Source organism: Priestia sp. P5 (genome assembly GCF_029522155.1).
GTDB classification, from domain to species: Bacteria; Bacillota; Bacilli; order Bacillales; family Bacillaceae_H; genus Priestia; species Priestia megaterium_E.
The window spans coordinates 593,517-615,253 of the sequence record NZ_JAKWFJ010000002.1; the positions used below are offsets into that span (position 1 = coordinate 593,517).

The 21,737-nt window shown below is 38.7% G+C and carries 26 protein-coding genes and 1 riboswitch; of the genes, 14 read left to right on the forward strand and 12 right to left on the reverse strand.

The annotated features are described in order from the left end of the window. Positions 1 to 6 precede the first annotated feature (6 nt). Complete coding sequence (locus MMB69_RS19760) at positions 7 to 324, reverse strand: iron-sulfur cluster biosynthesis family protein (protein ID WP_176344415.1); 318 nt, start codon at positions 322 to 324, stop codon at positions 7 to 9. 517 nt (positions 325 to 841) lie between these two features. Between MMB69_RS19760 and MMB69_RS19765 the strand changes: the two genes are divergently transcribed. The 4 genes from MMB69_RS19765 to MMB69_RS19780 are packed head-to-tail and all read left to right on the forward strand — an operon-like array spanning position 842 to position 5,623. Then, positions 842 to 2,536, forward strand: coding sequence for a DUF6583 family protein (locus MMB69_RS19765; protein ID WP_277448312.1), 1,695 nt, complete (start codon positions 842 to 844; stop codon positions 2,534 to 2,536). Between the two features lie 14 nt (positions 2,537 to 2,550). Continuing rightward, entirely contained in the window at positions 2,551 to 3,774 is a 1,224-nt protein-coding gene (locus tag MMB69_RS19770; protein WP_277448313.1) for an ABC transporter permease, read from the forward strand. After that, positions 3,771 to 4,916 carry an ABC transporter permease gene (locus tag MMB69_RS19775; protein WP_277448314.1) on the forward strand — a complete coding sequence of 382 codons (1,146 nt, stop codon included), beginning with the start codon at positions 3,771 to 3,773 and terminating at the stop codon, positions 4,914 to 4,916. Before MMB69_RS19770 ends, MMB69_RS19775 begins: the two co-directional genes overlap by 4 nt. Then, the gene (locus MMB69_RS19780) at positions 4,913 to 5,623 is read left to right on the forward strand and encodes an ABC transporter ATP-binding protein (RefSeq protein WP_221782284.1); all 711 of its coding nucleotides are present in this window, start codon (positions 4,913 to 4,915) and stop codon (positions 5,621 to 5,623) included. Before MMB69_RS19775 ends, MMB69_RS19780 begins: the two co-directional genes overlap by 4 nt. Before the next feature lie 52 nt (positions 5,624 to 5,675). Here the strand turns inward: MMB69_RS19780 and MMB69_RS19785 are convergent, their stop codons facing one another. From MMB69_RS19785 to MMB69_RS19795, 3 genes are all read right to left on the reverse strand, one after another. Continuing rightward, the gene (locus MMB69_RS19785) at positions 5,676 to 7,031 is read right to left on the reverse strand and encodes a hemolysin family protein (RefSeq protein WP_116737495.1); all 1,356 of its coding nucleotides are present in this window, start codon (positions 7,029 to 7,031) and stop codon (positions 5,676 to 5,678) included. Positions 7,032 to 7,090: 59 nt separating this feature from the next. Further along, positions 7,091 to 7,456: a MerR family transcriptional regulator gene (locus tag MMB69_RS19790; protein WP_481861926.1), complete on the reverse strand. Its 366-nt coding sequence runs from the start codon at positions 7,454 to 7,456 to the stop codon at positions 7,091 to 7,093. 228 nt (positions 7,457 to 7,684) lie between these two features. Then, entirely contained in the window at positions 7,685 to 7,885 is a 201-nt protein-coding gene (locus tag MMB69_RS19795; RefSeq protein ID WP_029325051.1) for a hypothetical protein, read from the reverse strand. Between the two features lie 147 nt (positions 7,886 to 8,032). Between MMB69_RS19795 and gloA2 the strand changes: the two genes are divergently transcribed. Next, positions 8,033 to 8,431: an SMU1112c/YaeR family gloxylase I-like metalloprotein gene (gloA2, locus tag MMB69_RS19800; protein WP_277448316.1), complete on the forward strand. Its 399-nt coding sequence runs from the start codon at positions 8,033 to 8,035 to the stop codon at positions 8,429 to 8,431. A 5-nt stretch (positions 8,432 to 8,436) separates the two neighbouring features. Continuing rightward, positions 8,437 to 9,303, forward strand: coding sequence for a gamma-glutamylcyclotransferase family protein (locus MMB69_RS19805; protein ID WP_277448317.1), 867 nt, complete (start codon positions 8,437 to 8,439; stop codon positions 9,301 to 9,303). Between the two features lie 144 nt (positions 9,304 to 9,447). Here the strand turns inward: MMB69_RS19805 and MMB69_RS19810 are convergent, their stop codons facing one another. Beyond that, the gene (locus tag MMB69_RS19810) at positions 9,448 to 10,323 is read right to left on the reverse strand and encodes an aldose 1-epimerase family protein (protein ID WP_277448318.1); all 876 of its coding nucleotides are present in this window, start codon (positions 10,321 to 10,323) and stop codon (positions 9,448 to 9,450) included. A 140-nt stretch (positions 10,324 to 10,463) separates the two neighbouring features. Here MMB69_RS19810 and MMB69_RS19815 point away from each other — a divergent pair, with 140 nt between their 5' ends. Next, complete coding sequence (locus tag MMB69_RS19815; protein WP_221782293.1) at positions 10,464 to 10,910, forward strand: YndM family protein; 447 nt, start codon at positions 10,464 to 10,466, stop codon at positions 10,908 to 10,910. A 36-nt stretch (positions 10,911 to 10,946) separates the two neighbouring features. On the opposite strand, the gene lepB is transcribed toward MMB69_RS19815, so the two are convergent. From lepB to MMB69_RS19830, 3 genes are all read right to left on the reverse strand, one after another. Beyond that, positions 10,947 to 11,498, reverse strand: a complete 552-nt coding sequence (lepB, locus tag MMB69_RS19820) for a signal peptidase I (RefSeq protein WP_013055900.1) — start codon at positions 11,496 to 11,498, stop codon at positions 10,947 to 10,949. 191 nt (positions 11,499 to 11,689) lie between these two features. Then, complete coding sequence (locus MMB69_RS19825) at positions 11,690 to 12,025, reverse strand: LapA family protein (RefSeq protein ID WP_014461129.1); 336 nt, start codon at positions 12,023 to 12,025, stop codon at positions 11,690 to 11,692. A gap of 591 nt (positions 12,026 to 12,616) precedes the next feature. Next, on the reverse strand, positions 12,617 to 12,955 hold the full coding sequence (locus MMB69_RS19830; protein WP_013055902.1) for a YmaF family protein: 339 nt from the start codon (positions 12,953 to 12,955) through the stop codon (positions 12,617 to 12,619). 253 nt (positions 12,956 to 13,208) lie between these two features. On the opposite strand from MMB69_RS19830, the gene MMB69_RS19835 reads away from it, so the two are divergent. Beyond that, on the forward strand, positions 13,209 to 13,616 hold the full coding sequence (locus MMB69_RS19835) for a DUF1259 domain-containing protein (protein ID WP_277448319.1): 408 nt from the start codon (positions 13,209 to 13,211) through the stop codon (positions 13,614 to 13,616). Positions 13,617 to 13,828: 212 nt separating this feature from the next. Here the strand turns inward: MMB69_RS19835 and MMB69_RS19840 are convergent, their stop codons facing one another. Next, on the reverse strand, positions 13,829 to 14,581 hold the full coding sequence (locus tag MMB69_RS19840) for a M48 family metallopeptidase (RefSeq protein ID WP_028414208.1): 753 nt from the start codon (positions 14,579 to 14,581) through the stop codon (positions 13,829 to 13,831). Between the two features lie 301 nt (positions 14,582 to 14,882). On the opposite strand from MMB69_RS19840, the gene MMB69_RS19845 reads away from it, so the two are divergent. The 5 genes from MMB69_RS19845 (at position 14,883) to MMB69_RS19865 (ending at position 19,547) form a co-directional block, all read left to right on the forward strand. After that, positions 14,883 to 15,077, forward strand: a complete 195-nt coding sequence (locus MMB69_RS19845; RefSeq protein WP_260506578.1) for a hypothetical protein — start codon at positions 14,883 to 14,885, stop codon at positions 15,075 to 15,077. 203 nt (positions 15,078 to 15,280) lie between these two features. Next, positions 15,281 to 15,787 carry a GNAT family N-acetyltransferase gene (locus MMB69_RS19850; protein WP_221782298.1) on the forward strand — a complete coding sequence of 169 codons (507 nt, stop codon included), beginning with the start codon at positions 15,281 to 15,283 and terminating at the stop codon, positions 15,785 to 15,787. A gap of 47 nt (positions 15,788 to 15,834) precedes the next feature. Next, positions 15,835 to 16,989, forward strand: coding sequence for a M20 peptidase aminoacylase family protein (locus MMB69_RS19855; protein ID WP_277448320.1), 1,155 nt, complete (start codon positions 15,835 to 15,837; stop codon positions 16,987 to 16,989). 63 nt (positions 16,990 to 17,052) lie between these two features. Then, positions 17,053 to 17,154, forward strand: a riboswitch (SAM riboswitch). 68 nt (positions 17,155 to 17,222) lie between these two features. After that, the gene (locus MMB69_RS19860; RefSeq protein ID WP_028414204.1) at positions 17,223 to 17,465 is read left to right on the forward strand and encodes a hypothetical protein; all 243 of its coding nucleotides are present in this window, start codon (positions 17,223 to 17,225) and stop codon (positions 17,463 to 17,465) included. A gap of 468 nt (positions 17,466 to 17,933) precedes the next feature. Continuing rightward, positions 17,934 to 19,547, forward strand: coding sequence for a M20/M25/M40 family metallo-hydrolase (locus MMB69_RS19865; protein ID WP_221782302.1), 1,614 nt, complete (start codon positions 17,934 to 17,936; stop codon positions 19,545 to 19,547). An 18-nt stretch (positions 19,548 to 19,565) separates the two neighbouring features. On the opposite strand, the gene MMB69_RS19870 is transcribed toward MMB69_RS19865, so the two are convergent. Then, the gene (locus MMB69_RS19870; protein WP_277448321.1) at positions 19,566 to 20,363 is read right to left on the reverse strand and encodes a VOC family protein; all 798 of its coding nucleotides are present in this window, start codon (positions 20,361 to 20,363) and stop codon (positions 19,566 to 19,568) included. Between the two features lie 147 nt (positions 20,364 to 20,510). Next, entirely contained in the window at positions 20,511 to 20,915 is a 405-nt protein-coding gene (locus MMB69_RS19875; RefSeq protein WP_277448322.1) for a CotG/ExsB N-terminal domain-containing protein, read from the reverse strand. A gap of 113 nt (positions 20,916 to 21,028) precedes the next feature. On the opposite strand from MMB69_RS19875, the gene MMB69_RS19880 reads away from it, so the two are divergent. Continuing rightward, the gene (locus MMB69_RS19880) at positions 21,029 to 21,490 is read left to right on the forward strand and encodes a GNAT family N-acetyltransferase (protein WP_221782308.1); all 462 of its coding nucleotides are present in this window, start codon (positions 21,029 to 21,031) and stop codon (positions 21,488 to 21,490) included. On the opposite strand, the gene MMB69_RS19885 is transcribed toward MMB69_RS19880, so the two are convergent. Continuing rightward, positions 21,417 to 21,677: a hypothetical protein gene (locus MMB69_RS19885; protein ID WP_221782390.1), complete on the reverse strand. Its 261-nt coding sequence runs from the start codon at positions 21,675 to 21,677 to the stop codon at positions 21,417 to 21,419. The two genes, MMB69_RS19880 and MMB69_RS19885, sit on opposite strands and share 74 nt — an antisense overlap. Positions 21,678 to 21,737 lie beyond the last annotated feature (60 nt).

Here is a 21,737-nt window from a genome sequence, read left to right on the forward strand (position 1 = left end):
TTTTTTTTATGAATTGATATAGCGCAATCCTACGCGATTATTAAAAATTTGGTTGTGATTTTTGAAGACAAAAGCACCTGCTGCATGATCAATCACCAGCTCATTGTCGTACACTTCTTCCATGTCATCATCAACAATAAATTCTAAGTCTTCAACCGTTACAACTTTTTCATAAGGTTGAAGGCTGCGCTTTGAGATGATCTTCATTTCATAAATTGTATTAACAATATCGCAGCTCCCCCGATCAAAAGAAAGCTGAATCATTTGATTTTGTTCTACTTTCTGCAACGCTTCTTTTGCAGAAGGAGTGACGCGTATATTCATAATGATATCCTCCTTTTTCTATTCTCAAATTAAATTGTGTGAAATGTATTTAGGAATACTTTATTCGATTTTTATGTCACGGGCAAGAAAAAAGCTTTCTTACTATTATTATTTCCCTTTCAAAACGGAACAAAACGCTGATGTTTTTATCATGTTTTCATAAAGACATACATAGATATCACCTGTATGTGATTATAGAAAAAAGAGATCAGCTATAGAAAAACTGCGCTTTGTAATTCTTAGGTGTAAATGCTTAATTATAGGAATATATTGTAAAAATATAAGAAGATAAGTCATTTACCTATTTTAATAGTTATTGAGATAGTTTTGAATAATTGGTTTTATTTTCAATATATTGGGTACTTAAGTAGAGTACTTTGCACACGATATTGCACCGAAAGACATCGGTTTATCGGACTAATTATTGTCTTATTTTGTCGAAGTAGTAGAATTTATGGAAACCATTCCTTATCATGTACAAAGTGACTAACAAAATACATAGGAGGTTCTGGTGTAGATGAGTGAGAAAGATCAAAACAGAACAACAGACGAAACAGCGGCTTCGCTAGAAACAGCGCCCGCTCCCAAAAAAGCGCCGGCTAAATGGATTATCATTTTGGCAGCTTTAATTGTGATTATTGGAGGAGTAATTACATTTGCTACGGTATTTAAAAAATCTCCTAAGCAATTATACTTAATTTCTGAAGTAAATACGTATCAAAAAGCAGCAGATGAATTAGAAACGAAGTACAGTGAAACGGTGGCTTATCAGGAAAAAGCGATGAAGCAGCCTTCTACCACAAATGCTACTATCAAAGGCGGATTTAACATGGATTCACTTTCGTATGATCCAAGCTTTAAAATGATTCAAGACCTTATCAGTAAAGCTGAAATTAAAATTAAAACGGAACAAGATCCGAAAAAAAGTGAAGGATACGGTTCACTGGCTCTTAATATCGGCGGTTCAAAAGCGCTTGACCTAGAAGGTTTTCAAACGAAAGAAAGAATAGGCTTTAAAGCCCCGATTCTAGCAAATGAATATTTCTATTTAAACTTAGACGAATATGGACAGGTAGCGCGTAAGTTCGATCCTTCGTATTCAGGTCCTGAAACGCTTGATATTAACACAAGCAACGTGAGTTTAGAAGACTTAAAGTTAACGGAAAAAGAAAAGACCTACATTGCAAAAGAGTACGGAACGTTCATTTATGATCAGTTAGACAGCGATTATTTTACAAAAGAAAAAAATGTGGATTATAAAACAAATGGCAAAACGCTTCAGTTAACAAGCGTGACGCTTAACATGTCTGATAAAGAAACAAAACAATTTATGGATAAGCTTATTGCGAAAGTAGCAAAAGATGACAAGCTTCATACCATCTATGCAAATCATGTATCTAAGCTGTTTAAATCTTCGGCAGCAACGAATCCAGAATTAAAAGATATGGCAGATCCAAAAGAATTGAAAAAATCAGTAAAAGAAAGTCTTCAAGACTTCCAAAAAGAAGCAAAAGATACGACTTACCCTGGCGGTGTTAAATCAACTGTGTACGTTCAAGATGATGTTGTGGTAGCTCGGGATATGAACATGGGCGTAAAAAATGCTTCTAACGATAAAGGCAAACTTAACGTAGTGACTAAAAATATTCCATATGAAGATAACAAAACGGCTAAGCAGTTTAAAGCAGTTCTAGCGGATAGCACTACCGATGATGCGTTTACGTTTGATATGAAAAATGACGTAACAACGGAAAGTGAAAAACGAAAAGAAAACATGTCTATTCATTTGTTAACAAAAGATTCAAAAGATGAAGACACGAATATGACGTTTAAAATGAATTCGGTCATCAATGGTAAAACCGATGCGAAACAAACGGCTGACCGTACTTTCTCTTTAGACTTAGGTGATCAAGAAGATCTAGTAGTAAACGGGGAAGTAAAGCAGAATCAAGCAATCAGTGCTTCAAAAGGAAAAGCAGATTATTCGTTTGATATTCGTACAAAGATAGGACCAAAAGCAGATCCGGCAAACGTTACGTTAAAAATTGACTCTGCTTCTCAATTAAAAAAATCAGCAGCTATTCCAGAGCTTGACGCATCTAATGCAACAAATGTAAAAGATGTAACGCCTGAAGATATGCTGTCGATTCAAGAAAATTTCGCTAAAAATGTTCAAGGTCTCATGATGAATATGGGAACCGCTGGTTACTAAAAGGTGCAAAGCAGATGAAGATATATTTCTCTTTGACTCTTTTTACATGTAAAGCTCTATTGAAAAATATAAAATCTCTCATACTGCTAATAATGATCCCTGCTCTGTTTTTACTTGGAGCAGGGATCATTATTAGTCAGACCATGCAAGGTGAGGAGAGAGTAAATCGGTTCCCCGTGGCAATTGTAGATAAAGATGATACTGCACAAACGAAGTACGTCATCGAACAGCTGACTGAAGGTAAGCTTCGCAAGATCATGAAACCTCTTTACACGAATGAACAGAAAGCTAAACAGCTGCTGCAACAAAATAAAGTGGCAGCCATTGTGACGCTGCCAAAAGGTTTTAGTCATGATATTGCTCATGGAAAAAATCAGCCTTTACACGTCATTGGGAATAGCAATAAGCCGCTTCAGTCACAGCTGTTTCGCTACGTAATGGAAAGTGCAGCTGACTACACGTCAGCTGCTCAAAGCGGTATTAATACGGTTGATGCCTTTTTAGAAAAAGAAAATGTTTCCGATGAAAATAGACGCGCAGAATTTAAGAGAAGCTTGGTGACGTTTGGGCTTCACGTACTAGATAGAGGAAGTTTATTTGATGAACAAATAGAAACGAGTTTCTTTCAGCAGGATATGAAGCAATATTATGTCCTGTCTTTTGTTGCTTTGCTGCTTATGATTTGGAGCTACGGCGGATGGCTGCTTGCTAGTGAAACGCAAACTTCTCCCGTACTGGCTCGAATGAAAACAAGAGGTGTATCGTTTCTCCACATTTATTTATCGCAGCTGACGGCTCTGTTTGTTCTTTTGCTACCGGTATCTGTCGTTTTGTTTGGAAGCCTCATTAAAGGACTGAAACTGCCTGTAACCGGTACGTACGGAGAGCTTTTTTCAGGGGTAAGCGGAAGCTTGTTTGCTTTTTTATGTTTGTTTTTACTTCTTCGAGTTCTTTTTTTATCACAAAAAGCTTATCAACTAACCGGTTTGCTGTTTATTTTGCTGAGTGCGATTTTAAGTGGACACGTTGTGCCGGTCGTCTATTTACCGGACTGGGCAAGTGTTTTTCAGAAATGGTCACTCAACACCCGCGTCTTGGAGCTGTTATTTTATGAATTTGCTGGATATAACACAAACGAAGCTTTTCTTTACCTTAAGCCTATTCTCATTACGGCAGCGGGAAGTTTTCTTCTTACTGTTGGCTACGTGATGACTTTGCAAAGGCGGTGGAGAAAATGATCAGTGAAAAAATAAAGCAGCTGCTGAAGCGCCCTATGCTTGTTATCATGATCTTCTTTTTACCTTTAATAGGAACGGTCATCAGCAGCTCGTTTTTAGCAAAAGTACAAAGTGATTCAAAAATACCCGTTGCTCTTGTCGATCAAGATCACAGCAACATGTCTAAACAAGTGATGGATCGACTACGGAAAACAACAGAAATTCAGTTTCTTTCTATGAATGAAGAACAAGCGAGAAAGCAGCTGGCCAAAAATAAAATTGACAGCATTTTTGTGTTTCCTAACGGATTTCAGCAAGAAGTAGAAGCGGGGAATTATCAAGGAGTCATTGATTTGCTTACACTGCCTTCTTCTGTTGCCACAGAAGCGGTTCGAGAAGTCGTGGCGAGTGAAGTGACAAGGTTAACGACAAATGTTAAAGCGGCAAATGAAGTGCGTTTTTTATATAAAGTCTATAACATTCATGCAGGATCGGATTTATGGAAAGAAGCGTATCACTATACCGATAACCAGTGGAAGCCAAAGCCGCTGATGACAATTGATTACGAGGTGCAAGGAACGAAGAAGCATACAAAGCAAAGGAACGTTCAAATGACCGGATACGTGCCGGTATGGGGATTTTTTACGCTTTTACTTTGCTGCATCACATCAGATTGGATGATTAAAGAGCGGAGTCATCTTTTTAAACGAATGAAAACAATGCAAAAAGGACTTTACGGTTATATTCGAAGCGTCAGCGCCGCTTATGTGGTGCTATACGTGCTTCAAGCTCTCATCAGTTTTGCTCTATTTAAATGGCTGTATGGAGCGGAGTCTTACAGTGTGCTGCTATATATGTGTATCTATGTGATTGTGTGCGTTGCTTTTAGCACGTGGCTTGCAAGTGAAAGTCAGCGAGTTGGATCTTATTATATGATCAGCGTTGTCATGGTCACAGGACTCAGTATAATAGGAGGGAGCTTTTTCCCGGTAGGAGAGCTTTCTGCAACGATTGAAAGAATAAGTCAGTGGCTTCCGCAACATCTGCTTCTGTATCAGCATACACTGCCGCTTACGTTCCTTTGGAAAGAGATAGCTGTTTCCATTGCATGTATATGTTTGTGCGCGTTTAAAATAGTGTGGAATGTGAGGAGCATCAAATGATTGAAATTAAAAATGTTAGCAAAACATACGGAAAAAAACGGTCGTTAGCAAATGTTACGCTGACCGTAGAAAGTGGAGAAGTCATTGGTCTTTTAGGACCAAACGGCGCTGGTAAGTCAACGCTTCTGTCTATTTTGTCTACCATTACGGCTCCTTCAAGCGGTAATGTCATGATTGGAGGCTTATCGCTTAAGAAAAATCAAAAAGCAATTCGAGAAGTCATTGGCTACGTTCCACAAGACATAGCGCTGTGGGAAGAGCTTAGCGTAAAAGAAAACATGAAAATGTGGAGCAAAATGACTTCACGCTCTCTGTCGAATGAACAGCTTCAGTCTCTTTGCTCAGCTGTACAGCTAGAAGGAAAATGGAAGGAAAAAGTGAAAAATTTATCAGGAGGCATGAAGCGAAAGCTAAATATAGCCGTAGCGCTTATTCATGAACCGTCCGTCTTGTTAATGGACGAGCCGACGGTCGGAATTGATTTGCAATCTAAGCTTGAGATCATTCGTTATATTAAACAGCTGGCTGCAGAAGGAAAGACGATTATCTATATCACCCATGATTTGAATGAAATCTTAGACGTGTGTCATCGGTTTGCGGTCTTAAAGGAAGGAAAGCTGGAATTTGTCGGCACGATGGACCAAGCGAAGGAAAAGACTGGGGAAGAGGCAGAAGAGAACGTTGTGTATAAGCTGCTGCATGATTAAAGTAAAACAATAATAAAAAAAGAGCCGCTTCATGAAGAAGCAGCTCTTTTTATTATGCTTGTGTAACTTCTTGTTCTGGTGAATGGCTTTCAGGCTGCACGCGTTCTTCTTCAGGAAGGGCGCGTACTTCTACTTCTTTCATTTGGTGACCGTCCATTTCTTTTGCAATAAACTCGTATCCAAAAAGTTTGAACGATTCGCTTTCCTGGATATCGATATTTTGCATTAGCATCCAGCCGCCAATTGTATCGATATCGTCGTTTTCAATTTCGATATGAAGGACTTCGTTGACTTCTTCAAGCAGTACTTTTGAGTTAAAGACAAAGTGCTGATCGCTGATTTTTTGAACAAGCGGCTTTTCATCTGTATCAAACTCATCTCGAATTTCTCCAACGATTTCTTCTAAAATATCTTCAACGGTAACGATACCAGCCGTACCGCCGTACTCGTCAATCAACACAGCCATATGCGTACGTTTCTTTTGCATCGAGCGCAATAGGTCTTGAATCGCTACGGTTTCAATTACTTGAATAATAGGATTCATATAAAGCTTCACGCTTTGCTTTTTTAACGCATCGTTAATGACGACATCGTTTAGAATCTCTTTGACGTTGACTAAGCCGATAATGTTATCTTTGTCTCCGTCAACGGTAACAGGGTAACGAGTGTAGCGATCTTCTACAGCAAGCTTTAAGAAATCTTCAATGCTGTCGTCTTCAGAAACAGCTGAAATTTCTGTTCTTGGTACCATGATTTCGCGAGCAACACGGTTATCGAATTCGAAAATGTTGTTCACATACTTATATTCAGACTGGTTAATTTCCCCGCCTTTAAAACTTTCTGATAAAATAATGCGCAGCTCTTCTTCACTGTGCGCAAGTTCATGCTCTGAAGCTGGCTTTAATCCAAACATTCCAGTTAATAAACGGGCAGAACCATTTAACAACCAAATGAAGGGGAACATAATTTTATAGAATAAAATTAACGGACGAGCAAACAATAACGTAACTGTTTCAGCTTTTTGAATGGCAAATGTTTTTGGCGCTAATTCACCAACAACTACGTGAACAAACGTTACAAGCGCAAATGCGATAATGAATGAAAGGATGTGTGTTAAAGATGCAGCAACACCCAGTTCTTCAAACAGCGGTTCTAAAATCTTCGCAACAGTCGGTTCTCCTAACCAACCTAAACCTAAAGCAGTAATCGTAATACCAAGCTGACACGCAGATAAATACTCATCTAAGTGTGTCGTTACGGTTTTAACCGCATTCGCTCCTTTTTTTCCTTCAGCAACAAGTTGATCTACCCGTGAACTACGAAGCTTCACAATTGCAAACTCTGAAGCAACGAAAAAAGCAGTGAGTACAATTAAAATCGCAAAAATAATTAAGTTAATGGTTATCAATGAATATACTTACTTTATAGTGCTATAAAGTAAGTAAACACCTCCTGTAAATAATAAATTTACGACAGCAGCAGCAGTAAAGAGTGCAAAAGAGTGACGCTTTCTGGTGAGAGCCGATTCATCATTACTTTTCGATCTTCTTCATTAAGCTTTTCCATAAGCGGTGCAACTTCTTTTAAACTGTCGTTTAGTACGTAAAATTTGGATGCTAATTCGTCTTTGGAGTGGCTATTCTCGGATTGCTCTATAGAAAATAGAGAAGAAATCTCATCAAGAGAACGGCCTTCGTTTTTTAATTTTTCAATTAAGTAAAGACGTTTCAGCGCTTCTTCGTTATAAAAGCGATAGTTAGAAGCAGAGCGTTCTGCTTTTAACAACCCAATGTTGGTATAATAGTCAACCGTGCGTTTCGTTACATGTGCCATCTCTGCAAGTTCGCCAATTTTGTATGTCGCAACCCCATCAGAATGCCACCTCCTTTAACTATATCAACCATCACGTGATGGTTTTTATCTACGTAACTATTTATCTTTTATCCTATCGTAATTAAGTATACGCGCGTAAGATCAAAAAGTTTCATTTTTTTTGTTAGCATTCAGTATATCTCAAAATAAGGTAGTTTGACAAAGATTTTATAAAAAAACTCGCTTGTATTAAGCGAGTTTTTTAGTAGGATGACGTACGATAATGTGCATGCGTTCATACACATATTGAATACGTTCAGTATATTCTATGAACTCAGGGCTCATTGGAGATAGCTGATCAGCAATACGGTGCATAATAGCAGCTTCTTCTTTTAACGAATCTAAATTTTGAGTTCGGTCAATTCTTGCTTTAAATGTTAACGAAATCATGTTATTCACCTCGTTGTTATATTACTTGTTATGAGGCGCTATGTCCGTGACTTTTATCACTCTAGCCAAAGGTGATAACGTAATTATTTGATGTTTGCCGGCATTTTGTGTAGGATGATTAGAAAAGGGTTTTTATGGGAGAATGAAATGAATTTAAAACGAATGCACCACGTAGCCATTATAGGAAGTAATTATGAACGTTCAAAAGCTTTTTATGTAAATGTGTTAGGATGCAAGATTATAGAAGAAATATATAGAAAAGAAAGAGATTCATATAAGCTAGATTTAGAAGTAGCTCCTGGCTATCAAATTGAGTTGTTCTCGTTTCCAAATCCGCCACAACGTCCTTCAAGACCTGAAGCGTGCGGCTTACGCCATTTAGCTTTTGCGGTTGAAAGCGTAGAGGATTCCAAGCGTGAACTAGAGCAGCAAGGGATTGATGTGGAACCTATTAGGGTAGATGAACTAACGGGAAAAAAATTCACATTTTTTGCTGATCCGGACGGGTTACCGCTAGAGCTTTATGAAGAGAAAGAGGGGGAATAAGAAGTATGTGCAATTATTTATTTGTATACGGAACGCTTCTTGAAGGAGAAGGTAATCACGGATTGCTGCATCATGCGCGCCCTATTGCCAAGCAGGCAAAAACGAAAGGGAAATTATATGACACTAAGCACGGCTATCCTATGCTCGATATCGACAGTGAACATATTACGTACGGAGAAGTATATGAAGTGACCGATCAGCTTATGTGGAAGGCGCTTGATGAATTAGAAGGGTACATTCACGAAGGTCATAAAGACAATGAATATGATAAAATTGTGCAAACGGTTGAAACGGACCAAGGTGAATTTGAAGCCGTTGTGTATGTAGCAAGAGACCGTTCCCTGCTGCAAGAATTTATCCCAGGCGGAAACTGGCGCGTATGGAAAGAAGGTTTATTAGAAGGTATGCTATATTTTGCTTACGGTTCATGTATGGATAACGATCGTTTTATTAAGCACGGGGTGGATCAGCATTTCCAGGACTGTCTCGGCAGAGCGGTTTTTAAAGGCTATACGCTTCGATATAACCACGTTATTCATGACGGAGGACGTGCAGACATGGTTGAAGAAGGCGGAGTCGTTGAAGGCAAACTATACCGCGTGCCGCCCGAAGCGATTACGTACTTGTATGGCAGAGAAGGCGTAGATAATAACGGCTATCGTCCTGCTATTATTTCTGTCGAGCATGAAGGTAAGATGGTGGATCATGTTCTTACTTTTTTTGTGTTAAATAAAGAAAAAGAAGTCGCACCTCCGGATCACTATTCGACTGAAATTATTCGAGGAGCAACAGGTGTACTTAGCGAAGAATACGTTCAGAAGCTAATAGAGCAAGTCCATGCGCTAAAAAATAGCGATGTTGTAAATAACTAATATAAAAAGAGGCAGAGACAAAAGTAGTTTAGTCGAAGAAAGCTCCGAACGAGTAATCGTTCGGAGCTTTCTATTGTTATGGTGAACGCAGACTTAATCTATTTAGCTGCTTCTAGCTGTTGATTGATTTTATTATGTGTTGAATTAGCTAAAGAAAACAGAGAATTCTGTTTGAAATACACCGTCTTTTGATAAACGGTTGATGCCTAATTTTTCTTTGAAATTTCCGTTGTGATCATGCGTATCTGCAATTCCAAACCAAGGTTCGATGCAAAGAAATGGAGCGATTGTATGATTTTCTGCATCATACTTTGACCAAATACCGACATACGGGAAATCATTAAACTGAACGTTAATTTGATTTTCATTAACCGGTGATTTAATCGTAATTCCGTCAATATGGCTAAAAATTAACGCATCATTTGCAAATAAATCTGCGCTTAGCGGCAGCTGGTGCAAATTTTCTGCATCTCCTTTTTCATGAATAAGAGCGTCTTTTAATACAAATTCCTTTGGCGTAGTTTCAGAAGGCTCTATTTCTAAAAAGTAATCAGAAATCTGCTCGTTTTCACGTAACGGAATACGAAAGGCAGGGTGGGCTCCAATTGAAAAATACATATCGTCTTTATCTTCATTCACTACTTTCCACTGAAACGTTAATCGGTTGTTTTCAAGACGATAGCTGATTTCAACTGAACATTCAAACGGATATACGTCTTTAAAGCGGCCGTTTGTAGCAAATTGCAGCCGTGCTGTTTCGTTTGTTTGTTCGATTACGCTAAAAGTAGAATCACGTAAAAAACCGTGCTGTGGCAAAGAGTATTCGCACTGATCAACGGTATACTGATCATTTTTTAATCTGCCTACGATTGGAAACAACACGGGCGATACTCGTCCCCAATAAGCGGGGTCTCCGCTCCACATGAACTGCAGGTCTTTTTCTTTATGAAATACTTCTACAACTTCCGCTCCTTTTTCTTGAATGCTGACTTTCATTTTGCTATTTTCTAGTACAATCATTACAACATCTCCCAAATCATTCTTGTACGATTGAGCAGCCTCAAACGTACTGGCTTTGCTTATATTATACCCTTCTTGGCAAAAAAGGTATTAATTTCCCTATTTTTGTTCAAATTAAATAGAAAAAGGAGGGTTCAAATATGAATCATGCAACATTATTGCTCATTAAATTTGCAGCGGCACTTATTGCGTTTGGTATAGGCCTTGATTTGTTTTTTGATGCAACCATCGGAGACATTATTTCTTTTAGCTTGCTAACAACAGTTGTGACATATTTAGTAGTAGATCGAATTGTACTGCCTCGAGTGGGCAATCGCGATGCCATTATTGTTGAATTTGTTCTAACCTATATGAGCGTATGGATTTTTGGCACATTGTTATTAGACAGCTACGTTCAAATTGCGTGGGGAAGCATTATTTCTGCAGCTATTATTACATTTGCCGAGGTTTTTGTTCACCGCTACTTATTCAACCATATTGAAACGAAACATACAGCAAGAACGCGTCCGGCTTTTAAGCGAAAACTAGCGTATGACACAGAATTTGCAGAAGAAAAGCATGTAGAAAATAAGGAAAATCCAAAATAAAAAGAAGGCTCACTTTTGAGCTTTCTTTTTTATGTGTTAATGCATAAAAGTCATTTCCTTTAAAGGCCAGTATTTCATATTGACTTCTCCCATGATTGAAGAAATCGGAGTGAGGCCAAAATGCCTGCCATCTCGGCTAATGCGTCTGTTGTCACCTAGCACTAATACGTATCCATCCGGTATCGTGCCGTCTGGAGACAATTCGTACGTGGAAAAATTTTCAGTAAATCGCTCGTAAGCGGGCACTTTGGATAAATATTTATGAAGATGCGGCTCTTTTTTGACTTTGTTATTTATATAGAGAACATCATCTTTGTATTCGACCGTTTCTCCTGGTAAGCCCACAATCCGCTTTACTAGAAAATCACTGCTATAAGGAGCTTGCAAAACGACAATGTCAAAGCGCTCCAGCTTGCTGTGTTTGTTAATAATAATTCGATTGCCTTCGTGCAAAATAGGCTTCATAGAATCGCCTTTTACAGTATAGGGCTGAAACCAATAGTGCTGAACGACAACAGAAAGCAAAACGGTGCCGAGGATGACGCTTGTGTATGTAAGAATTTCACGCTTTATTTTTTTATTGACCATAATGGATGAACACCTTCTTAACGGTAAGACTGTCAATTTAAGTTTTTCATAGAGATATAACAGTGTTGATTGTACCACTCAGAACTAAAGTTTTCCATATCTATCTGTTTATGCGTATATGCCAAAAATATGCTTGGCGGAACAAAAAAATGAAAAGAGCCGCTATTCGAGAGAATAACGGCTCTTCTTTATTATAACTGAGCGCGCTCAGTTCGAGTAGCTGGTTGATTTGGTTCTTCTTCCACAACAGGCTCAACAGGCTTATGCTGCTTGATTTCTTCTTCCAGCTCAGCAATTCGCTTGTTTTTCTGTTTCACTTGTCCTCTTAGTTGAACAATTTTTACAAAGCTCAATGAAGCAGCAACAACTCCTCCAAACACAGCCGTTGTTAAGATAATTAAAATAAGAGGCCATTTTTGTGAACCAAATACATAGTTAAATTGTACAGGATCGTTGTTAATTACAGCTAAAACAGCAATGATAAGAGCAAATATAAGTCCTAAAATAAAAAAGCTCTGTCCTTTCATAAGCTGCACTTCCTTTCTTTACATGGTCATTACAACTTTTACAGCGTAACCACTCATCTTAAGTGTTTGCTATCTTGCTTATAGGTATAGGTATCCACATTTAAACAAAATCAAACATTTTCTTGATTATATATATCTTTCTTTTAAAACACAATATATCGATTAGTGTAGAAACTTTGACATGTCCAAAGACCTGGTATGTCGAATTTTTGGAATAAAGAGCTCGCGTATCCTTTTTCGCTTAAGCAGATTAAGCATAAGCAGAGGGAGAGACTTGTACAAAGAGGCTGGGACATAACCAAATGAATCCAACCTAAAGACGAACAAATGAGATACATGAGCTGAACCGCTTATGACACCGCAGTTGATTTCTGTGCAAGGCTTCGCTTTGCCCTTCAATCACCTGCTATAAGGGACGAAACAGATGAAGCTATATTCACCATCACAAAAAAACGAACCACTCATCAAACATGTTGATCAATGGTTCGTTTTTCACTTGGGCTAAGATACTTTTATCCCAGCCTCACTTTTATTAAAGAGGTTATATAAACGCAAGCTGAGACTTTGGCTTTATTGCATTAAATTATTTCATTATCTATCGCCCGGAGCAGGATGGTCTACACCTTTGACATGATGCCGATGCTGGTTGTCTTCGCTGGTGTAAAAGTCATAATAGTGAACATGCATACCGTTGCCAATAGGAATAGCGGGACCAGAGTAGGCTTTGTAATGATGGGTATGTCCGTCTTCAAAAACAACATAGCCTTCTGTATAGTGAATGTGGCTTCCATCCTCGCTTTGAATTGGAGGAGACGTTACATCGAGGCACTGATGGACATGTCCTGACGCAACAGAAGTGTAGTCCACTGAGCCATGATTATGATGAGGAACAAACCCTGAAATAAAATCATCTTTGCCTATTTTTTTCATTTTACTTCCCCCTACAAATTCAATTTTAAAAAATTGTTTAAGTAAATTCTTTAAATGGGCATTTGAATTTCTCTTTTTAGTTAAATTCAAAAATACATGCTATTGATATGAACAAAGAAAAATAAATATGACTTTTGATAAGCAGGATTCATAAAATGGGTAGTTTCCCTGTGTGTCTGCCGTTTCTACTTGACAACTTTCACATATATTGATTAAGGAAGGACAAGTTATTATAAGAGAGGAAGTCAGCATAATGAGTTGGGAAAATAAAAAGAGTCTGTGTCAGGAGTTTGCGAGAATTCTAGGTGGACAAGGCAGTTTAGATGAAAATGGCGTTTGTTTGGTACAAAAGTTTCGTACGATTCGTTTTAAAATTTTAGGGCGTCCAACACGCTCTCCGTTAGTTACCCCTCAATTTTTCACTTTTGAAGATTTAGACAGCAAAGGAAGAGCGCTAAATCTAGGTGAAACCGTGCTTTTGCAAGAAGAAGTAAATCCATTATTAACGGAGCTTAGAAAAAGAGATATTAAGGTTACGGCCGTTCACAACCATTGGCTATTTGAAGAGCCGAGAGCAATGTATATGCACTTTGAATCCGTAGAGTCACCGTTAGATTTTGCACGAAAAGTAAGAGAAGCGTTTAGAGTATTAAAAGGATAAAAAGCAGCTTTTTATAGAATCAGTTTAGTCTTACTTACTGCTTTTAAAATTAGGTTAATAACATTTTAAACATGTATATTATATATTTGTTTATAAGATGCACTTGAATGAACCTATCAGGTTAACTAATTTTTGAGCAGTGAGATTATTCGAGTACTTCTATTTAAATAAAAAAAGCACGCGTTCGCCGCGTGCTTTTTTTATGTATAAACTTAAAATGCGTTTAGGGTGTTATCGCTTAACCACTGTTTGCGTTCAGCTGCATCTTCGAATAACTCATCTGCATTTGTAAATTGAGAAGCGATGACATATTCAATTGTTGCAAGAGGAGCTGTTAGCAAACGCCAGTTTAATACGATTGTATTATCTTGAGTCGTAGCGTATTCTTCACCTAACTCGTCCCACTTAACAGATTCAGGAGCATTGTCAGCTGCTTTTTTAACAGATTTCAAAGCTTCTTGGAATTTTTCACCTGCGCGGCCTTGGTACCACTCTGTTAATAGTTGTCCAATACCTTCATTTGTTTGCTGCTCGTTCCAGCTTTCAGGTACTGTAGCAATGAATTTTGCACGGAATGTCATTTCAGCCTTTGCTACATCTCCACGAACGATGTTTAAGCGGTATTGACGTCCTAGGTAAGGGAATTTGTCTCCTTCTTCAAAAGAACCAGTTTTAGCTGCAGAAGCTGCTGCTTTAGGAGCCTCTTTTTTAGCTGTTTCTTTTTTTACTGCTTCTTTCTTTGGAGCAGCTGGCTTTTCCTCAGCTGGCTGTGAACCGTTTAGTTGTTTTAAAATCCATGTTGCTTTGCGTGCGATGATTGAACGCACATTGTTTTCATTAAGACCTCTTGGGATAATAACTTTTACCCCTTCTTTGTCACAAATTTGCACCGTGATATCGGTTCTATTTGGAACGACTTCAATTTTGTAGTCAATTGTTTGATTGCCTGTTTGATACGTATACATAAAATTTTTCGTACTCCTTTCTACAAATCTTCATTTTATAAGCAAAGGTAGAGTTTGGTCAAATGAAAGAATAATCAGACAGTTATCAACTGCTGTTGCAGCGCCTTGCAGAATGATATGTATTCCAATATTTAGTGGAAAAGCGCCAATAATAATTGCTTCAATTCTTCTTTAGTTTTTACAAAAACATATAAAAATATGCCGATACTACTAATATAGATTAGACATTCTATGTCTTTAGATGGTATAGGGAATGAAAAATAAAAAAAGCGTTTCAAAGTTTACATGTGAAATGCTATATATGATGGTCATAACACTTACTGTAATTGAAGTGACAAATTATTATCTTATTATGAAACAAGAGCAAGCAGCCTCGATTATGCTAGTGATTACATTTCTGTTTGCTTTTCTTACAACTACCGTGTTCTATTTTATCATACGTGGCTCTATAATTGCGGTTGAAAATTTAACGAAAGTAATGAAAGGGGTTTCGTAAGGGGATTTATTGATATTTGTTCAGTATAATAAACTGTAAGTATTGGTTTTTATGATAGCTTTCATAGAAAGAGATAATGAAATTTGACACGTTATAAAAGCAGTTGTATAGTGAGTACGCAAGGCGGCAGTCTGTCTTTTTTAATTCTTAGTAAACTTATAAGTTAAATGAAATATTTAAGCACTACATAAGGAGACGAAGAGATGAAAAATGAATTCCGTTTGGCAACAAATGACGATGCAGATAACTTATTGAACTTGACTCTACAAGCATATAAGCCTATTCGAGAGCTAGGCATTCCTTTCTTAGCAGCTACTGCTGATCTTGCCCTCGTTAAGAAAAACATTTCTCAAAACCTTTGCTATGTATATGAAGAAGATAAAAGAATCGCTGCAACTGTGTCTATACGAATGCCTTGGGGAGAACATCCAGGTCCGTTTGCTGTTCCGCACCTTTGGTGGTTTGCAGTGGACCCGTCGTTTGCCAGTAAAGGCGTTGGATCTAAGCTGCTGCATCTAGTAGAGGAAGAGATAATAAAAAATATGTTTAAATCACCAGGTGTGTCTTTAGGAACAGCAAAAGAACATCCTTGGTTAGTTGAGATGTATGAACGAAAAGGATATGTTCAAGCTAAAGAAAAGCACCTTGCAGAAGGTTATACGACTGTATTTCTTTATAAAAAATTCAACGAGGTACATTCTTTGTCGTAAAAGATAGAGAAGTGATCCAAATTAAGACATGTGAAAGAGTGATAAAGATGACAGATCAATTACTACTAAATAAGCTAATAGACATACGCCGTGAGCTGCACCGGTTTCCAGAACTTTCAATGAAAGAATATGAAACAACTAAACGTATTAAAAAGTGGTTAAAACACTATGATATTTCTATAGCGGATGAATTCCAATTAGACGTAGGAGCAGTAGCAGAAATTGTGGGAGGAAAGCCGGGACCTACTATCGCTATTCGAGCTGATATTGATGCGCTGCCAATTGAAGAAAAAACCAATCTGCCCTTTGCTTCTGAAGTGAACGGTGTTATGCACGCATGCGGCCATGACTTTCACACGGCTTCTATAATCGGAGCAGCCATTCTTCTCAAAGAGCGTCAGAAGGAGCTTTGCGGCACGGTTCGATTTATCTTTCAACCAGCTGAAGAAACGGCTTCTGGAGCAAAAATGCTAGTTGAAAAAGGTGTGCTCGAAGGAGTGGAAGCGATATTTGGGATGCATAACAAACCGGATCTTCCTGTAGGAACCATTGGTATCAAACCGGGACCTTTAATGGCAAGTGTTGATCGTTTTGAAATTGACGTCAAAGGAGTAGGAGGTCACGCGGGTATTCCTGAAAAAACAATAGATCCGATTGCTGCTGCTGGTCAAATTGTTACTAGTTTACAAACCATTGTCAGCCGTAATCTCAGCCCCTTTCAAAATGTTGTTGTCAGCATAACTCAAATCCATGGAGGGAGCTCGTGGAACGTCATTCCTGACAAAGTAACGCTTGAAGGAACGGTGCGTACCTTTCAAGAAGAAGCGAGAGAAAAAATACCGGCTCTTATGAAACGAACTGCTGAAGGGGTCGGCGCAGCTTTCGGGGCTTCAGTAGACGTTAAATGGTATCCATATCTTCCTGTAGTAAACAATGATGATACGCTGGAAAAACTGGCTATTAAAGCGGCGGAGGATCTTAGTTATCAAGTCGTAGAAGCTGAACAATCGCCTGGAGGAGAAGATTTTGCCGTATATCAGCAGCATATACCAGGATTTTTTGTATGGATGGGTACAGCTGGAGAATATGAATGGCACCATCCTTCTTTTTCATTAAATGAAGAGGCATTGCTTGTAGCAGCTGCGTATTTTGCTAATTTAAGCTTTCATTTTTTGAATTCATTCCATTACCTAAAAAATTAAAATATTTTTATTTTTCTATTTACGCGGATGAAATTGTTTGATAAAATAAATTTTAAATTAAAAAAGTTATCACGAGTGGACGAGAGATCTGGCTCTTTGACTCCACAGCAACCTACGAATGTAAGGTGCTCCTACCAGCAAAGCATGTGCTTTGGGTGATAAAACGGGTGAAAAACTCATTTTGCATCAAAGCAAAATGAGTTTTTTTTATTTTTCTAAAAGGAGAGGGTTTTATGAGTCATACAGCAGTTGCAGCACATACAGGAGAGAAAGCATTAAAGGAAGCGGTGAAATTATTAGGAAAGCATTATCAAGTAGCTTATCGTGAGTTAGAAACATTTTATGAAATTGTGGTCGAAAACCATGTTCGTACATATGCTGTAGGCATAGATATTAAAGATGTACAAAAAGCAAATGAACTAGAAATTTATTCATCATGCTGTTCCAAACTTGAGCGAGTAGGCTGTCTTTTATAGAAGAAGTCTGCTCGCGCCTCTATTTTTTAAGTATTTTTAAATAGAAAGCATGGTTTTTGACAAGCAAAGAATCTGGTGGGTATAATCAATATTCACTAGGTTTTAAGATTAATCATAAATTGTCGAAATTTTTACACAAATTAAAGGTTACATTCGAAATGAATTGTGGTATGTTATAAAACAAGAATATTTTATGAAAGGAGCATTGAAATGGAAATGTCTCTTGAACACGGAAACGATGCAGGAAGCGAACAGCTTATTGATCGTATCCTAGACTTTTTAGAAGATGACGAAAAGTAAAAAAGAGTGTGCGGTGCTATCCCTAGCCGCGCACTCTTTTTTTATCATGTGCGTAAAGGCAGCGCCATACTATGATACATAGGGATAGAATGAAAGGGTCTCTGTCAAAGGGATTGACGAATGGTTTTGTTTGATAGAAAATTTAGAAAAAGGAAAGAGATGAAGGGTATGTCGAACAAAACATCTTTGTATCAAACAAAAGAACAGTTAAAAAAGCTTGTAAGCGAATTGGTTTCTATACCTAGCGTGACAGGAACGATGGCAGAAGTGGAAATGGCTGAATCGATAGCGTCGTATTTATTGAAGCTGCCTTACTTTCAAAAAAACGAGCAGGTCGAGCTTCATTCAACAGGAGACGGGCGATCAATTGTCACAGCTTTTGTTCAAGGGAAAAATACGAATAAAACAGTTGTATTAGTAAGTCATTACGATGTAGTGGATGTACAAGATTATGGACAGTGGAAAAAGGATGCTTTTCACGCTGATACATTAACGAGTACTTTTTATAACCATATGGAACAAGTTCCGGCACACGTACAAAAAGATATGATAAAAGGAGACTGGCTTTTTGGCCGAGGAACGATGGACATGAAAGCAGGCATTGCCTTGCATATCAGTATGGTTGAACGAGCGTGCAACGGAGAGTTTGACGGAAACATCCTGCTGCTGTCGGTGCCGGATGAAGAAGTAAATTCGCTTGGGATGAGAAAAGCAGTGCCTGTTCTTTTAGAGATTGCCCGCAAACATAAGCTGGATTTTTCTCTCATGCTGAATGCAGAACCAGTGTTCAGCCGCTATCCTGGAGATCAAACGAACTACGTGTACTCAGGATCGATTGGGAAAATCATGCCAAGCTTTTTGTGTTATGGAAAAGAAACTCATGTAGGGGAACCGCTAGCTGGTTTAAATGCTAATTTACTAGCTTCTTATTTAACAAAAGAAATAGAATTAAACGTTGATTTTTGCGAAAAAGTAAGAGATGAAACAAGTCCACCTCCTACGGTGCTGATACAAAAAGATTTAAAAGAAGAGTATTCAGTTCAAGTTCCGCACTCTGCCGTTGTCTTATTTAATTTATTTATGTTAAACCGCTCTCTTAAAGAAGTAACAGATCTGCTGTCGAAATCGGCTGACAAAGCGGCTTTGAATGTGAAAAAACACTATAATAAAGCCGCTAGGCAGTATGCTGCGGGAATGGAGGGTTCATCTCTTGACGTGAACGTATGGACGTATGAAGAACTTTATACTCATGCAGTCAAACAGCACGGTGAAAAATATGTGCAAGAAATGGAAGCAGCACTTTTGGCACAAGAGGATGACGATAGAAATAAAACCATTAACTTAGTAAACTCTTTAGCTGGTTTATGTAAAGAATCAGCTCCGATGATGGTCTTATTTTTTACGCCGCCTTTTTATCCGGCCGTTTGTTCACATGATGATCCGTTTGTACAAGAGATTTTGTCAAACGTACAGGCAACTGCCAAAGAGCAATTCCAAGTGGAGCTAGTTGAACAAAGTTATTTTGGCGGAATTTCGGATCTAAGCTATGCCAGCCTGCAGCATCCGCTTCATACATTTAACACGTTGGTAGCAAACATGCCCCTATGGAATAAAGGGTATCATATCCCGCTAGAAGATCTAGAGAAGCTGAAGATGCCGGTGCTGAACATTGGACCGCTGGGAAGAGATGCGCATCAATGGACCGAAAGATTAGACGTTCAGTATTCCTTTGAAATTTTGCCTCATTTCATTTATCAAGCTATAAAAGAAGCACACAAATAAACATCCGTCCGCGGATGTTTATTTGTTGAATTTAAAAGAAGCTCCTTGTACGGTAATTTGTTGCGGTGTTAGAGCGTGATCTAATTCAACCAAAAATGGACGCTCTCCAACTTTTTTTAATGTATCATGGACAACACCTTGTGTTCCGCTGCAAAAAATAAGGTTTCCCCCATTGACATATAGTTTTTGACAACGTGCATCAAGTAAAGAGTCTTTATAGCTTTCGGCAGACTGAATGTCCAGCAGTTTCGTCCACTTGCTGATGGATTCTTCGAGGTTATGTACAGCACAGTAAATATTTTTTAGCTGCAGCTGACCAGCTTGGTGAGAAGAAAGAGCCGCTAGCTTTGGCTTGCGTTTTTCTTCTGGTTCACCCCATTCAATAAAAAAAGGAAGAGGCAGGGAATGGTGGTCAGCTTCAATAAAACACATTTTCCATTGAAGTCTTTCTCCATCATTGGTTTGACGAGAACCCGCTACAGGACCTTTTAGAGTGACGTTCTTGCTTTCCAGCTCTTTTATCAGCAAATCCATATCATCTGTACGGAATGCAAATCGACCAAAATGACCAACCGGTGTATGTTCGTTAACAAGCTGCTGAATAAGGTCATTATCTGTAACAGTTTGAGCTAACGCGATATCTCTAAGCCCAAGCCATTCAATATAGCTGAGGTTAAAATAAGCCAACGTGTTAAAAGTGCCCCATTTTTCATGGATGCCGCCTTTGACGACATTTATTCCGTATTCGTTTAGTTCTTTCTGAGCTTTAATAGGATCAGGTGAAAAATGAACAAGATGATCAAAAGATAAGTGCACGGATAGGCCTCCTTTTAAGAGAGATTCTTTCCCATTATTATACGTTGTTTTCCTTTTCAAGAAGAGTAAAACGAATGATTATGTAAAATGAAAATCTTAAAAAAAGCAAGCCGCGTATGTTTTAAACTCGACTTGCTTTAGATTTATTTAGCGACGACAGCCATGCCCTTTAAAGCAGCAGCCAAATGATTTATTAAACCATGGATATGAGCAGCAAGGTGAACCGCAGCGACAGCGGCGAGGGCTAGAACGGCGAGTAGTGCGAGTAGTGCGGCGAGTAGTGCGGCGAGTAGAACGGCGGGTAGTGCGGCGAGTAGAACGACGAGTAGTGCGGCGAGTAGTGCGGCGAGTAGTGCGGCGAGTAGAACGGCGGGTAGTGCGGCGAGTAGAACGACGAGTAGTGCGGCGAGTAGTGCGGCGAGTAGAACGGCGAGTAGAACGGCGACGAGAGCGTCTGTGGCGTGCAGTTGGCTCTTGGTACATAAATGTTTCAAGCTCAGTAGAAGCAATCGCTTCTGTTGCTTCTCTAATTCTTTCAGCAGTGATATGCATATAAACACCTCCTGGCTAATTCGGTACATAATACAATATGTACAAGGAAGGCGTTTGGATATAGTGAAAACATGGAATTTGTCTAAATTTGTGAAAGAAATGGAGTGGTTTTCATGCTTCAAATCCTCGAACATCAAAGAGTGGATATCGCTCTTCAAATAGTAGCTGTGCAAATAGAAGCTTATCAAGAAGAAGCAAGGCTTATTGGTTTTTCAGACATTCCTCAGCTTACAGAAAGCAAAGAAGATATTATGAAAAGCAAGGAAGTGTTTATCGGAGAAATGATTGAAGGTAAGCTAGCTGGCGTGCTGTCGTTTGAAATAGAAAATGAGCGATTGACGATTTGCCGCCTCGTTGTGCGTCCTCGTTACTTTCGAAAAGGAATCGGAAGCCGTCTTTTAACACATGTACTTCAAAGATATTCTGAATGTGAATGTATGGTGTCTACAGCCGAAAAAAATATACCTGCGATTAAGCTATACGAAGCTCATCAGTTTTCAATTATAAAACGTACTGCAGCTGCTGATAATCTTGTGTTAGTAACGATGAAAAAGATTGAGACATCGCTAAATTAATCCAAAGGCCAACAAATAAGCCACATGAGCTAGTAGGAATCGGCTGTTGATTTCCGTGCAAGACTTCGCTTTCCGGAGGCGGGGATGGGCCTCCTCGTCGCTTCCGCTCCTGCGGGGTCTCATCTATTCCGCTTATCCCGCAGGAGTCTCCGTCTTGCTTTTCAATCAACACAGCTAGAATACTCATAACAATGAAAAATCCGAACGCGTTGGATTCTCCATCAAGAATCTTGATTCACCGTTCGGA

What these genes read in the sequence shown, in the direction of transcription:
- MMB69_RS19760 (WP_176344415.1), bottom strand. Translation starts at nt 324, where the DNA reads ATGAATATACGCGTCACTCCTTCTGCAAAAGAAGCGTTGCAGAAAGTA.
- MMB69_RS19765 (WP_277448312.1), top strand. Translation starts at nt 842, where the DNA reads ATGAGTGAGAAAGATCAAAACAGAACAACAGACGAAACAGCGGCTTCG.
- MMB69_RS19770 (WP_277448313.1), top strand. Translation starts at nt 2,551, where the DNA reads ATGAAGATATATTTCTCTTTGACTCTTTTTACATGTAAAGCTCTATTG.
- MMB69_RS19775 (WP_277448314.1), top strand. Translation starts at nt 3,771, where the DNA reads ATGATCAGTGAAAAAATAAAGCAGCTGCTGAAGCGCCCTATGCTTGTT.
- MMB69_RS19780 (WP_221782284.1), top strand. Translation starts at nt 4,913, where the DNA reads ATGATTGAAATTAAAAATGTTAGCAAAACATACGGAAAAAAACGGTCG.
- MMB69_RS19790 (WP_481861926.1), bottom strand. Translation starts at nt 7,456, where the DNA reads ATGGCACATGTAACGAAACGCACGGTTGACTATTATACCAACATTGGG.
- MMB69_RS19795 (WP_029325051.1), bottom strand. Translation starts at nt 7,885, where the DNA reads ATGATTTCGTTAACATTTAAAGCAAGAATTGACCGAACTCAAAATTTA.
- gloA2 (WP_277448316.1), top strand. Translation starts at nt 8,033, where the DNA reads ATGAATTTAAAACGAATGCACCACGTAGCCATTATAGGAAGTAATTAT.
- MMB69_RS19805 (WP_277448317.1), top strand. Translation starts at nt 8,437, where the DNA reads ATGTGCAATTATTTATTTGTATACGGAACGCTTCTTGAAGGAGAAGGT.
- MMB69_RS19810 (WP_277448318.1), bottom strand. Translation starts at nt 10,323, where the DNA reads ATGATTGTACTAGAAAATAGCAAAATGAAAGTCAGCATTCAAGAAAAA.
- MMB69_RS19815 (WP_221782293.1), top strand. Translation starts at nt 10,464, where the DNA reads ATGAATCATGCAACATTATTGCTCATTAAATTTGCAGCGGCACTTATT.
- lepB (WP_013055900.1), bottom strand. Translation starts at nt 11,498, where the DNA reads ATGGTCAATAAAAAAATAAAGCGTGAAATTCTTACATACACAAGCGTC.
- MMB69_RS19825 (WP_014461129.1), bottom strand. Translation starts at nt 12,025, where the DNA reads ATGAAAGGACAGAGCTTTTTTATTTTAGGACTTATATTTGCTCTTATC.
- MMB69_RS19830 (WP_013055902.1), bottom strand. Translation starts at nt 12,955, where the DNA reads ATGAAAAAAATAGGCAAAGATGATTTTATTTCAGGGTTTGTTCCTCAT.
- MMB69_RS19835 (WP_277448319.1), top strand. Translation starts at nt 13,209, where the DNA reads ATGAGTTGGGAAAATAAAAAGAGTCTGTGTCAGGAGTTTGCGAGAATT.
- MMB69_RS19840 (WP_028414208.1), bottom strand. Translation starts at nt 14,581, where the DNA reads ATGTATACGTATCAAACAGGCAATCAAACAATTGACTACAAAATTGAA.
- MMB69_RS19845 (WP_260506578.1), top strand. Translation starts at nt 14,883, where the DNA reads ATGATGGTCATAACACTTACTGTAATTGAAGTGACAAATTATTATCTT.
- MMB69_RS19850 (WP_221782298.1), top strand. Translation starts at nt 15,281, where the DNA reads ATGAAAAATGAATTCCGTTTGGCAACAAATGACGATGCAGATAACTTA.
- MMB69_RS19855 (WP_277448320.1), top strand. Translation starts at nt 15,835, where the DNA reads ATGACAGATCAATTACTACTAAATAAGCTAATAGACATACGCCGTGAG.
- MMB69_RS19860 (WP_028414204.1), top strand. Translation starts at nt 17,223, where the DNA reads ATGAGTCATACAGCAGTTGCAGCACATACAGGAGAGAAAGCATTAAAG.
- MMB69_RS19865 (WP_221782302.1), top strand. Translation starts at nt 17,934, where the DNA reads ATGTCGAACAAAACATCTTTGTATCAAACAAAAGAACAGTTAAAAAAG.
- MMB69_RS19875 (WP_277448322.1), bottom strand. Translation starts at nt 20,915, where the DNA reads ATGCATATCACTGCTGAAAGAATTAGAGAAGCAACAGAAGCGATTGCT.
- MMB69_RS19880 (WP_221782308.1), top strand. Translation starts at nt 21,029, where the DNA reads ATGCTTCAAATCCTCGAACATCAAAGAGTGGATATCGCTCTTCAAATA.
- MMB69_RS19885 (WP_221782390.1), bottom strand. Translation starts at nt 21,677, where the DNA reads ATGAGTATTCTAGCTGTGTTGATTGAAAAGCAAGACGGAGACTCCTGC.